Source organism: Clostridium moniliforme (genome assembly GCF_017873235.1).
Taxonomy (GTDB): Bacteria; Bacillota; Clostridia; order Clostridiales; family Clostridiaceae; genus Clostridium; species Clostridium moniliforme.
This window is the reverse complement of record NZ_JAGGJZ010000003.1, coordinates 77,019-89,614: the sequence shown is the minus strand read 5'-3', so window position 1 is coordinate 89,614 and position 12,596 is coordinate 77,019. Positions and strand designations below refer to the sequence as shown.

Sequence of the window (12,596 nt, the reverse complement as noted above, 5' to 3'; positions counted from 1 at the left end):
GCATAAAGCCGTCCTGATTAATCTACAATTTAAATAAATCAAACCATACTAATAACTTAAAATTAAGCATTGCAGGTGAGAAACGGCTGTTTCTTCTTTACACAAACATATTAATATCTTTTCTTATCTTTGTCAACATTTTTATTAGAATTACAATAAACTTTTATCATATTCATTAATAAATTCTACACGCTTTTCAAAGACATTTACTATTGTATCAATAAATTCATTATTTGTACAGTACTTTTTTTTAAAAATATTAATTTTTTTGGGAGCATTAGTTATTAACCCACTTATTATTATATCCTCAACATTAGCATCTACTCCCAATTTACAATCTGTTAAATCTTTAATGAATTCACCAAAAAGATCAGTGTTGTTTTCGTCTAATACGCTATATCCTCCATCTTTATTAATTATAATATCAACTCTTTCAATTTTACTATCTTGTATATCAACAAAATATTTTAATAATTTTATAAATTCCTTATACTCTTTATCTATCATATATTTTTCAATTACTTTATCTACAACTCTTTCTATATCATCTTTAAGTTCTTTCATTCTAAATGTTATGAATCCATTTATATTAAATTCATTATTTTCATCTAAACATTCTTTTATATTAGATATAATCTTATTTATTTTATTTTCACAATAAACACTTACTTCATCTTTAATAGATGCCTTTTGATAAAACACATCCATTACATTTTTCTCTACTTCTATTATTTCCTCCTGTTTTAAGAAAAAATAAGTATCTGTTAAAAATTCAAATAACTCCTTTTCTTTATAATTTTTAATTACTATCTTATATAAAATTTCACTTATATATATTTTAATTTTTTCAAATACTTTATCACTATAACACTCTTCATCACACATAACTTTTACAACATGAATTTTACCTTCTATTTTTTCAACTAAACCTATTACTATATCTTTACTTTTTAGTAGGGTTTTCAATTCTTGTAACTCTTTTATAAAGTCTAAATCTCCCATATAAGCTAACTTTAGCACAAGCATATATTTCACTCCCTTCTTAGTAATAGTATGTATTAAATACATTTTGACTATACCTTAAATCATTTTGTAAAACTTCCTATTTTTATTGATTTTTCAGCATATTAGTAGTAATTTAATTATATATTTATATTAAGGAGGATAATTTATGTATTCTTTTGTTGATTATAGAATATCAGAGGAAGAATTAATAAACCTTAAAAAAGAAGGTGTAATTCCTATTAAAGTTCCAAATACATCTCTTGTTTATGATGCAATTTCTGGACACGTTGATATACAACTAAATATTTTAAGCAAAAAAAATAAAACAGTAATAGTACATAAAGATATAGATAAAAATTTTTTAAAAAAATTAAAAGAGTTTTCTATAAATTATATTTTTTCTCATAGTTCACTTGGAAACAAATATCCTTATGATATTATTTTAAATGCTTTGATAACAGAAGATTTTTTAATGCATAATATTAAATACACAGATAAAACTCTACTTAAAAATTCTTCTATGAAAAAATTAATTAATGTATCTCAAGGTTATACTAAGTGTTCTGTTTTAAATATTTATGACAAAGCTTTTATAACATCTGATAAATTAATATATAAGTCTTTATTAACTGAAGGTTTCGATGTTTTACTTCTACCTCCTGGCGATATTATTCTTGAAGGTTTAGATTATGGATTTATAGGTGGTACAGGAGGTACAATTGGCAATAATAAAATAGCCTTCTTTGGCAATTTAAATTACTATAAATACGGAAAAGAAGTATTAAATTTTTTGAAAAAGCATAACGTAACACCAGTTTATTTAAAAAATTCAAAGCTTATCGATAGAGGAAGTATTTTAACTATATAATCTTCTCTATATATTACGTTCACACATATAAAATGTTTCAATTATAATAAAATAAAATCCATAAAAGTTTATTAACTTAAACTTTTATGGATTTTTACTTATTAATCTTTATACTTTCCATTTTTTTGTGACTTAATAACACTATTTATAACGCAATTTTATATTAATTTAAAAATAAAATTCATTATATAGTTCTATCTAATTAAATTTAATTTTTTATTTTCCTTATCCATATATTTTTCTAAAAATTCGTGTATACTAGCAATTATTTCTATTTTATCTTCCTTATTTAACCCACCTCTACCTAATCTATCACATAAAAAAACTAATGTAATATCATTTATATCAACATTTTTTATCATTTCTTCTTCATTTCCAAAGGGAAGATTATTTTTTATATATAAAAAATGCATATGATATTTTATTAAATTTCTAACTTTATCTATAAGTTCATTATCACAACACCCCAATTTTTTCAAAAATTTATATCCTTCATAATAACCTACATTATCATGATTATAAGATGTCCATCTTCCCTTTCTTAATTTTGTTGTTTTAATTTTACCTATATCATGTAAAAGGAGAGCCCACATAAAAGCTTTTTTATCATTTGCATATTCTCTATAATATGCACCGTTATCAATTACTAACATAGTATGATTCCATACATTACCTTCTGGATGATGCTTTTTTGACTGCGTAACATCCTTTAGCTTTTCTATTTCATTTAATGGTTCTTTTTTTAATTTTCCACTTTCTAATAAATAATTAAAATACTCGGAAGGATTTTTATCATAAAGTAAATGGTGTTCAATATCTTTCATTTCTAATATATCCATAGAAACACTCCTTTCCTATATAATAAGTTTATCCATAAAAATTTTTTAAATGTATTTTTTATTTTTAGTAATATATTTATTTTATTTTAATATAATATAAATATAAGGCGCTGTAGCCAAGTGGTAAGGCAGAGGTCTGCAAAATCTTTATTCCCCAGTTCAAATCTGGGCAGCGCCTCTTAAAAAAAGATTATATTTAAAAAGTAGGATTCAAATTTGAATCCTACTTTTTAATGAAATATTAAAATTTATTTATATAAATTATTCAATTACTTGTTGCACTTTTCTATAAGTTCTCCAATTTTTTCATGAGTAACTTTATATTTCTTATTACAAAAATGACAAACTATTTCTTCATCTTTTCTATCTTCATAAATTTCTTTAAGATCTTTTTCACCAATGCTTATTAGAGCCTTTTCAATTCTCTCCATACTACAATCACATTTGTATGTAGGTTCTATATTTTCTAATATTTTGGGATCCATATCTTCAAACACTTCTTCAATTATATCCTCTATAGTCTTACCTTCATCTATAAGAGTTGTTACTGGTTTCATATCTTGAAGTCTATAAGTTATTAAATCTGCTAAAAGCTCATCTGCATCTGGCATCATTTGAATTATGAATCCTCCTGCAGCTTTTATTGATAAATCTTTATCTACTAAAACTCCAAGTGCAACTGCTGATGGAGTTTGTTCTGATACTGTAAAATAATATGCTAAATCCTCTGCTATTTCTCCAGTATAAATAGGAACCTGTCCTACATATGGATCTTTTAGTCCCATATCCTTTATTACATAAAGTAATCCATTTGTTCCAACTGCAGTACTTACATCAAGCTTTCCATTTTCTTTTAGTGGTAAATCAACATTTGGATTTCCTATAAAGCCTTTAACAGAACCATCTGAATGTCCTGTAACTGTAACGCCTTTTAACTCTCCACCACCATCAATTTTTAATGTTATTGCTTCTTTATCTGATTTTAGTTGTACTCCCATTAATGAACATGCTGTAAGCATTCTACCAAGTGCTGCTGAAGCAACTGGTGTACAATTATGTAATTTAGTTCCTTCATTAACTAAGTTAGTAGTAATACCTCCTATAAATCTTATCATTCCATTTTTAGCTGTACCTCTAATAATTTTATCTTTCACAAGTTATCCCTCCGCATCCTTTTTAACTACATATAAAATTCTTTCTGAAGTATCACAAACCTTTTTATTTGAATATCCTTCAAATTTTCCTAGTACACGTAATTTACACTTCTTTAATGCATCTTCTATAAATTCTTCTTTATATGCTCTTTCAAAATGTTCTTCTTCAAATCTTTCATAAAGATTGTCTTTTTTTATGAAAAATGTTAGAAACATATTTACAATGTCATCTTCAAAACTATTTTCCCATGAATAAAATACATCTTCTGAGTTGTATGTGTAAATATTATTACCTAATATATTAGACAACTTATAATATGAATTTATATCAAATATAAATATTCCTTCATCTTTTAAATGATTATAAATTCCATTAAAATAATTTAAAATTCCAGAGTCTTCTAATATATAATTAGTAGAATCTAAAACACAAGTTATTAAATCAAATTTATGATTAAGAAATAACTCTGTCATATCTTGGCATATTATTTTACTTTTTATTTTTTCTTTTTTAAATTTTTCAAATGCTTCTGTTAGCATATCACATGAAAGATCTACTGCAAATGAATTTTTAAAGTCTTTTGCAAGTTTTAATGAAACATTTCCTGTTCCGCAGGCCAAATCTAAATAATCTAATTTTTTTATTTTATATTCATTTAAAACTTCTCTCACTCTATTTGCTATTTTTTCATAATCTATATCTTCATTTATTAATTCATCATATATTTTAGCAAACTCACCATATGCCATATAATTCCCCCATTCATTTTAGAAAAACACTACCATTTATATTATAATTATTTCAACATTTAGTCAAACTAATTTGATTATTTTTTATTATCTATTATTTTCTTCCTAATATCTCATCATTTGTTGGAATGTGAAGTTTCTTTTTTCTACTTGTCATCATACCACCTATTCTTCCTGTTTCTTCAGCAGTTAATGAAGACCACCCTCCACTATCAACTTTATCTTTTAATCCAAGTTCCTCTGCAATTTCATATTTAATTTTTTCTCTAAGCTTTTCTATTTCTGTAAGTTCTTTATTAGACTTAATTTTAGATTTAATTATTTTTTTTAAAGGTGTTTTACTCATAATTTATTCCTCCATTCTTTATATATCTTTTCCATAAAGAATAAAAAAATGTATTATATCTTTAATGTTTTAATATAATTATTTGAAAAGCTTTTATATTAAATCTTTTTTATAAGTATTTTTTCTATAACTCTTGATATTTCTTTAATAAATACTTATAGTTATTGTATAAATATATTGTACAAATACAATTTGCAAAAAGTATTGGAGGGATTAATTTGTATAACGTTGCAATAGTTGGGGCTACTGGTAATGTCGGTAGAAAAATATTAAGCATATTAGAAGAAAGGAACTTTCCAGTAAAAAATCTTTATCTTTTTGCCTCAAAAAAATCCGCAGGTAAAAAAATGAATTTTAAAGGAAATGAATATATTGTTGAAGAAACATGTGAAGAAAATATTAAATCTAAAAAATTAGATTTTGCATTATTTTCAGCAGGTGGTGATACAAGCCTAAAATTTGCTCCTATATTTGCTGAAAATGGTGCTGTTGTAATAGATAATAGTAGTGCTTGGAGAATGGATCCTAAGGTTCCTTTAGTTGTTCCTGAAGTAAATCCAGAAGATATAAAATGGAATAATGGGATAATCGCAAATCCAAACTGTTCTACAATTCAAGCAATGCCTGTTTTAAAAGCAATCCATGATAAATATGGATTAAAAAGAGTTATATACTCAACTTACCAAGCAGTATCTGGTGCAGGAATGCAAGCTATAAAGGATTTAGAAGATGGACAAAAAGGTATAGCACCTAAAAAGTTCCCAAAACCAATAGCAGGTAATGTTCTACCTCATATAGATGTATTTTTAGACAACGGATACACTAAAGAAGAAATGAAAATGATAAATGAAACAAGAAAAATTCTTCATCTTGATGATTTAAAAGTAACAGCTACAACAGCTAGAGTTCCAGTTTTAAATTCTCATAGTGAAAGTATAAACGTTGAACTTTTAAAACCATTTGAATTATCTGATATTTTTAAAACTTTAGAAGAAGCTAAAGGTGTTACTATTTGTGATGATGTTGAAAATCTAAAATATCCAACACCTCTTGAAGCATCTGATAAGGATGATGTTTTTGTAGGAAGAATAAGAAGAGACTTTAGTATAGATAACGGATTAAATCTTTGGGTTGTTGCAGATAACATAAGAAAAGGTGCTGCATTAAACGCAGTTCAAATAGCAGAATTAATGATTAATAATAAATAATTAAATAAAATTTGGAGGTTTTAATATGGCAATTTTTGAAGGTTCAGGTGTTGCATTAGTTACTCCATTTACTAATGATGGAGTTAATTATGATAAATTAAAAGAAATTTTAGAATGGCATGTAAAGGAAGGAACTGACTCCATAATAATATGTGGAACTACAGGGGAAGCTACTACTATGACTTTAGAAGAAAAAAAAGAAGTTATAAAGTTTACAGTAGAAGTTATAAACGGTAGAGTTCCTGTAATTGCAGGTACTGGTTCAAACAATACTAAGGCTGCAATTGAAATGAGTAAATATGCTGAAAGTGTTGGTGTTGATGCTATATTAGTAATTACACCATACTATAACAAAACAAACAATAAAGGTTTAATAAAACATTTTGAAGCTGTAAATAATGCAGTTAATATTCCAATAATAGTTTATAATGTTCCAAGTAGAACTGGTATGAACGTATCACCTTCTACTTTAAAAGAGCTTTCAAAACTTAAAAATATTGTAGCTGTTAAAGAAGCAAGTGGAAATTTAAGTCAAGTTGCAGAAATAAAAGCTATTTGTGGAGATTCAATAGATATATATTCTGGCAATGATGATCAAATCATACCTATTATGTCTCTTGGTGGAAAAGGTGTTATATCTGTTCTTGCAAATGTAATTCCAAAGGAAGTTCATAATATGACAAGAATGTATTTAGATTCTAAATGTCATGAAGCATCAAAAATTCAAATAGATACTTTAGAACTTGCAAATTCATTATTTTTAGAAACTAATCCTATTCCAGTTAAAACTGCTCTTAATTTAATGGGATTTGAAGTTGGTCCTCTAAGACTTCCTTTATACGAAATGGATGAAAAACTAAAAAATAAATTAGAGGATACATTAAAAAAATATAAATTAATGTAAGGAGATAAATTTATGACTAAAATAATATTAAACGGAGCCTCAGGTAAAATGGGAACTGTTATAACAAATATAATAAAAGATTTTAAAGATCTTGAAATTGTAGCTGGTATTGATAGATTTCCAAAGAGTGATTCACCATATAAAATATTTACTTCTCCTTCAGATGTAGATATTGAATATGATGTTTTACTTGATTTTTCAAGAGCTGATGCTTTAAAAGGACTATTAGAATTAACAGAGAAAACAAAAAAGCCATTAATTATATGCTCAACTGGTTTTTCTAAAGAAGATTTAGATCTTATAGATGAAAAGAGCAAAACTCTTCCTTTATTTAGATCAGCAAACATGTCTCTTGGCATTAACTTAATAAATTCATTATTAAAAAAGGTTGCTCCTTTATTATATGGTAATTATGATATTGAAATAATTGAAAAACATCATAATCAAAAAGTAGATGCACCAAGTGGTACTGCTCTTCTTTTAGCTGACACTATTAAAGATTCTTTAGATGAAGAAACTAAATATGTCTATGGAAGATCTGGTCATCATAAACGTGAAAAAGAAGAAATAGGAATTCACGCAATACGTGGTGGTTCAATTGTTGGAGACCATGATGTAATCTTTGCAGGTACTGGAGAAGTTATTGAATTAAATCACAAAGCTATTTCAAGGGAAGTATTTGCAGTTGGAGCTTTAAAAGCTTGTGAATATATGAGTAAAATTACAAAACCTGGTCTATATAACATGGATGATGTAATAGGTCTATAAAATAAAAAAATATGGTAGATAATTTTATCTACCATATTTTTATTTATATTAATGTGCTTCTATATATACTTTATCAAAAAATACTTGACCTAAAGTTGATGCTCTAAATCCTTTTACATAAGATTGTATTCCATGTATTTTAGTATAATCATAAATTGGTATAATTGGCATCTCATCTAATAATATTTTTTCTGCCTTTTTCATATATTCAAATCTCTTCTCATTATCTTTTTCTTTTTTAGCTTTTTTAATTAACTTATCGTACTCTTTATTAGAAAAATGTGAATCATTATTTCCCCAGCTATTTTTATCTTCTGAATTTCCACTTAGCCACATATCTAAAAATGTCATTGGATCTGTATAATCAGCTGACCATCCGTGTCTTGCAATTTGATAATCTCCATTTTGTCTTGTATTTAAAAATACAGCCCACTCTTGATTTGTAAGTTTAACTTTAACACCAATTTCTTTCCAATTTTGTTCAATAACTTCCATAATAGGTTTATGTCCACCTTCTGAGTTATACATTAATTCAATTTCTGGTAGTCCTTTTCCTTCTGGATATCCAGCTTCTTTTAATAACTTCTTAGCTTCCTCTATATTCTCTTCTTGTTTTGTAGGATCAAATTTATTATTTTTAAATTCTTTTCCATTATCATCTTTAAGTCCATATGGAACAAAGCTTGCTGATGGTACTTGTTCTGCCTTAGCAACATCTTCAACTATAGAAACTCTATCTACAGCTAATGAAAGCGCTTGTCTTACCTTTTTATTTGAAAGAGCTTTTTGAACTTCTTTATCTAATTTATTAAATTCATTTCCTACATTTATACATACAAAATATGTTCCTAAATTCGGAAATATCTTAACTAATCCTTTTTCTTTACCATCATCTATTCTTTCTGTAGGAACATTTGATATTACATCAAAATCTCCTGATTCTAATGATGCGTAAGAACTTGTTTCATCAGTTGCCATTTTACAAATTAACTTTTCTAATTTCACATTATCTTTATCCCAATAATTTTCATTTTTTTCAAAAGTATAAGAATCCTTCATTTGATAATCTGTTAATTTAAATGCTCCATTTGAAATATAAGTTTCTGGCTTATTAGTCCACTTGTCCTTATTTTCATCTATAACATCTTTTCTTACAGGCATATATGTTGGGAAAGCCATAAGTTCTATAAAATATGGAGTTGGTGAATTTAATGTAACTTCTAAAGTGTTATCATCAATAACTTTAATTCCTAAATCCTTATCTTTAACTTTTCCATTATAATATTCCTCTGCATTTTTAATATAAAATAATTGATATGCATATTCAGCTGCTGTATTTTTGTTTAGAACTCTCTTCCAAGCATATTCAAAATCTTTTGCAGTAACAGCTTTACCATCTGACCATTTTGCATTATCTCGCAATTTAAAAGTATAAGTTAAACCATCCTTTGATACATTCCATTCTTTTGCAACTCCAGGAACAGCTTTATCATTTTCATCAAGCTTTACTAATCCTTCAAATGCATTTGATATAATTGTTGAACCATCTACAGCTGTATTAAGTGCTGGATCAATTGTTTCAACAACAGCCCCAATATTATAAGTAATTTTTTGCTCTACAGAGTCAGCTCCAGAACTAGATCCCCCTTCATTAGAATTTCCACACCCAGTAAAAACAGATGCACTTATAGCCACTGCTAAAGTAGTAGCACAAAGTTTTTTGATTTTACTTAATTTCATTTCTTATCCCCCTTTTATATTTAGTTATAATAAATTATCTATTAGATAATGAATTATTCTTAATTAAACAAATGACATGCTACGAAGTGATCTTTTTCAACTTCTTTTAAAACTGGATCTTCCCTATTACAAATATCCTTTGCATATTTACATCTACCTTTAAATCTACATCCAACTTTTGGATCTATCGGTGATACAACATCTCCTTCTAAAACAATTCGCTTATTTTCCTTTGCAATTCTAGGATCTGGAATTGGAACTGCTGATAAAAGTGCTTTTGTATATGGATGTTTTGGCTTAAGATAAACATCATCACTTGGTCCCTTTTCAACCATTTGACCCAAATACATAACCCCAATATGTGTTGAAATATGCTTAACCATAGATAAATCATGAGCTATAAACAGATAAGTTAAAGAAAGTTCCTCTTGAAGCTCCTCTAACATATTTATTACTTGTGCTTGAATAGAAACATCTAATGCTGATATTGGCTCATCACAAATAATTAATTCTGGTTCAACTGCAAGAGCCCTTGCTATCCCAATTCTTTGTCTTTGACCTCCTGAAAATTCATGAGCATACCTATTTATATGACTTCCATTTAATCCAACTTTATTAAGTAAATATCTAATCCTCTCTTCCCTTTCTTTATCCTTATACAATTTATGAATATCTATTGCTTCTCCAACAATATCCCCAACTGTCATTCTTGGATTTAATGATGCATATGGATCTTGAAAAATCATTTGCATTTTTCTTCTTAATGGAATCATTTCTTTTTCAGATTTTTTAGTTATATCTTCACCATTAAAAATTATCTCTCCACTTGTTGGCTCATATAACTTTAATATAGTTCTTCCAGTTGTAGTTTTCCCACATCCTGATTCTCCTACAAGACCTAATGTTTCACCTTTTTTTATAGAAAAAGATACATTATCAACTGCTTTAACAAAACTTTTTTTACTAAATATCCCCTTATTTATAGGAAAATACTTGCATAAATTTTTAACTTCTAAAATTCTATCTTTAAATTCTTTCATTACTCCTCCCCTCCTATAGACAAATTAACTTTTGGAGCATCTTTATGACATAACCAACAAGCTGCATTATGTCCATTATCTATGTTAAATAAAGGCGGTCTGTTCTCCATACAAATCTTCATTGTATAATCACACCTATCAGCAAATGGACATCCCTTAGGAGGATTTAAAAGATCTGGAGGTCTACCTTCTATAGGTGTAAGCTTTTCTTTAATCTTTTTCATAGGATTAGGTACACTTCTAAGAAGTCCTAAAGTATATGGATGAGCTCCTCTATAAAAAATATCTTCAGCACTTCCTGATTCTACAATTAATCCGCCATACATAACATTTATTCTTGCACAAAGGTCTGCTACTACTCCAAGATCATGAGTTATAAGTATAATTGAAGTATTTAATCTTTCTTTTAAATTTTTCATAAGATCTAATATTTGTGCTTGAATAGTAACATCTAAAGCTGTAGTTGGTTCATCTGCAATAATTAATTTAGGTTCACAAATCAAACTTATTGCTATCATTGCCCTTTGTCTCATTCCTCCTGAAAATTCGTGAGGATATTGCTTCATTCTTTTTTCTGGACTTGGTATACCAACTAGTTTAAGCATCTCTATTCCCTTTTTTCTTGCTTCTTTTTTAGAAATTTTCCTATGCTTTACTAAATGCTCTGTTAACTGATCTCCTATAGTATAAAGAGGATTTAAGGAAGTCATAGGATCTTGAAATATCATTCCTATATCATTTCCTCTTATTTTTTCCATATCCTTTTCTTTATAATTGCTAATATTTTTTCCATCAAATATTATTTCATCACTTTTTATTTTAGAATTTTCTGATAGAAGTTTCATTATTGACATCATAGTAACTGATTTACCACATCCAGATTCTCCAACAATTCCTAAAGCTTCTCCTTTATTTACGTAAAATGAAACTCCTCTTACTGCATTAACTTCACCTAAATGTGTATGGAAGGAGGTTCTTAAATTTTTAACTTCTAATAATTTACTCATAATTTCTAATTCCTCCTATCTTTGATGTTTAGGGTCTAATGCTTCTGTTAATCCATCCCCTAACATATTAAATGAAAGTATTATTAAACATATCATAGCTGCTGGGAAAAATAGTTGATATGGATTAGTATATATTGCTGGCATTGCATCATTACATAATGTTCCTAATGATGCAAGAGGTGCATTTAACCCTAATCCTATAAAACTTAAAAAAGCTTCAGTAAATATAGCTTGAGGAATTAAAAGAGTCATTGTAACTATAATTGATCCCATGCAATTTGGTATTAAATGTCTAAATAAAATTCTCTTTTTTGATGCTCCTAAAGTTTTAGCTGCAAGAACAAATTCCTGTTGTTTCAATTGTAAAATATCTCCTCTAACGATTCTTGCCATTCCAACCCAATAAGATATTGAAAGAGCTACTATAATACTTAATATTCCAGTTTTATCAAAAGCTGTATCTTTTAAAACAGCCATTATTATTACTACATATATAGTTGTTGGTATTGAGTAAAGACAATCAACTATTCTCATCATGATATTATCAAGTTTCCCACCAAAGAATCCTGAAATTCCTCCATATAAAACTCCAACAAATAAGTTAATTACAGCTGCTGCCCCTCCAATAATTAATGAATATCTAGCTCCCATCATAACTCTTACAAATAAATCTCTTCCTAGTTTATCAGTTCCAAAAAAATGTACTCCATTTGGTTTTAAATCTTTAAGTTTTAAATTTTGAGCATCATAGGAAAACTTTGAAGTCATTGGAACTATTATCGCAAGTAAAATTAATACTATTATTACTATTAATGAAACTAAAGCTATTTTATTTTCTTTTAATCTATTCCATGCATCTTTCCAATACCCAACACTTGGTCTTATATTTTGCTCAAAACTCTTTTCTTCTTTTGATAAGGGAGTAACCATATCTTTATTAAATTCTAAATTCTCCATAAATCTTTCC

General features: G+C 27.2%; 13 protein-coding genes and 1 tRNA gene. 5 read left to right on the top strand and 9 right to left on the bottom strand.

The features are described 5' to 3' along the window. Positions 1 to 150: 150 nt before the first annotated feature. The gene (gene ytxC, locus J2Z53_RS06240; RefSeq protein WP_209796575.1) at positions 151 to 1,026 is read right to left on the bottom strand and encodes a putative sporulation protein YtxC; all 876 of its coding nucleotides are present in this window, start codon (positions 1,024 to 1,026) and stop codon (positions 151 to 153) included. A 145-nt stretch (positions 1,027 to 1,171) separates the two neighbouring features. On the opposite strand from ytxC, the gene J2Z53_RS06235 reads away from it, so the two are divergent. Then, positions 1,172 to 1,873, top strand: a complete 702-nt coding sequence (locus J2Z53_RS06235; RefSeq protein WP_209796573.1) for a DUF6873 family GME fold protein — start codon at positions 1,172 to 1,174, stop codon at positions 1,871 to 1,873. A 194-nt stretch (positions 1,874 to 2,067) separates the two neighbouring features. Here the strand turns inward: J2Z53_RS06235 and J2Z53_RS06230 are convergent, their stop codons facing one another. Continuing rightward, the gene (locus J2Z53_RS06230) at positions 2,068 to 2,712 is read right to left on the bottom strand and encodes an HD domain-containing protein (RefSeq protein ID WP_209796571.1); all 645 of its coding nucleotides are present in this window, start codon (positions 2,710 to 2,712) and stop codon (positions 2,068 to 2,070) included. Positions 2,713 to 2,818: 106 nt separating this feature from the next. On the opposite strand from J2Z53_RS06230, the gene J2Z53_RS06225 reads away from it, so the two are divergent. Further along, positions 2,819 to 2,890 (top strand) — tRNA-Cys (locus J2Z53_RS06225). A gap of 91 nt (positions 2,891 to 2,981) precedes the next feature. On the opposite strand, the gene hslO is transcribed toward J2Z53_RS06225, so the two are convergent. The 3 genes from hslO to J2Z53_RS06210 form a co-directional block, all read right to left on the bottom strand. Next, on the bottom strand, positions 2,982 to 3,866 hold the full coding sequence (hslO, locus tag J2Z53_RS06220; RefSeq protein ID WP_209796569.1) for an Hsp33 family molecular chaperone HslO: 885 nt from the start codon (positions 3,864 to 3,866) through the stop codon (positions 2,982 to 2,984). Between the two features lie 3 nt (positions 3,867 to 3,869). Then, a complete protein-coding gene (locus J2Z53_RS06215; RefSeq protein ID WP_209796567.1) occupies positions 3,870 to 4,616 on the bottom strand; it encodes a class I SAM-dependent DNA methyltransferase in 747 nt (248 codons plus the stop codon). A gap of 94 nt (positions 4,617 to 4,710) precedes the next feature. Beyond that, positions 4,711 to 4,962: a small, acid-soluble spore protein, alpha/beta type gene (locus J2Z53_RS06210; protein WP_209796565.1), complete on the bottom strand. Its 252-nt coding sequence runs from the start codon at positions 4,960 to 4,962 to the stop codon at positions 4,711 to 4,713. A 218-nt stretch (positions 4,963 to 5,180) separates the two neighbouring features. On the opposite strand from J2Z53_RS06210, the gene J2Z53_RS06205 reads away from it, so the two are divergent. Genes J2Z53_RS06205 through dapB form a run of 3 tightly spaced genes read left to right on the top strand, consistent with a single transcriptional unit; the run spans position 5,181 to position 7,842 of the window. Beyond that, complete coding sequence (locus J2Z53_RS06205; protein ID WP_209796563.1) at positions 5,181 to 6,170, top strand: aspartate-semialdehyde dehydrogenase; 990 nt, start codon at positions 5,181 to 5,183, stop codon at positions 6,168 to 6,170. A 25-nt stretch (positions 6,171 to 6,195) separates the two neighbouring features. After that, complete coding sequence (gene dapA, locus J2Z53_RS06200) at positions 6,196 to 7,074, top strand: 4-hydroxy-tetrahydrodipicolinate synthase (protein WP_209796555.1); 879 nt, start codon at positions 6,196 to 6,198, stop codon at positions 7,072 to 7,074. A gap of 12 nt (positions 7,075 to 7,086) precedes the next feature. Beyond that, the gene (gene dapB, locus J2Z53_RS06195) at positions 7,087 to 7,842 is read left to right on the top strand and encodes a 4-hydroxy-tetrahydrodipicolinate reductase (protein ID WP_209796553.1); all 756 of its coding nucleotides are present in this window, start codon (positions 7,087 to 7,089) and stop codon (positions 7,840 to 7,842) included. A gap of 48 nt (positions 7,843 to 7,890) precedes the next feature. Here the strand turns inward: dapB and J2Z53_RS06190 are convergent, their stop codons facing one another. The 4 genes from J2Z53_RS06190 to J2Z53_RS06175 are packed head-to-tail and all read right to left on the bottom strand — an operon-like array spanning position 7,891 to position 12,586. Next, positions 7,891 to 9,582, bottom strand: a complete 1,692-nt coding sequence (locus tag J2Z53_RS06190) for a peptide ABC transporter substrate-binding protein (RefSeq protein ID WP_209796551.1) — start codon at positions 9,580 to 9,582, stop codon at positions 7,891 to 7,893. 59 nt (positions 9,583 to 9,641) lie between these two features. After that, positions 9,642 to 10,622 carry an ABC transporter ATP-binding protein gene (locus tag J2Z53_RS06185; RefSeq protein WP_209796549.1) on the bottom strand — a complete coding sequence of 327 codons (981 nt, stop codon included), beginning with the start codon at positions 10,620 to 10,622 and terminating at the stop codon, positions 9,642 to 9,644. Continuing rightward, entirely contained in the window at positions 10,622 to 11,629 is a 1,008-nt protein-coding gene (locus tag J2Z53_RS06180; RefSeq protein ID WP_209796547.1) for an ABC transporter ATP-binding protein, read from the bottom strand. Before J2Z53_RS06180 ends, J2Z53_RS06185 begins: the two co-directional genes overlap by 1 nt. Before the next feature lie 15 nt (positions 11,630 to 11,644). Continuing rightward, positions 11,645 to 12,586: an ABC transporter permease gene (locus J2Z53_RS06175; protein WP_209796545.1), complete on the bottom strand. Its 942-nt coding sequence runs from the start codon at positions 12,584 to 12,586 to the stop codon at positions 11,645 to 11,647. Between the last annotated feature and the right edge of the window lie 10 nt (positions 12,587 to 12,596).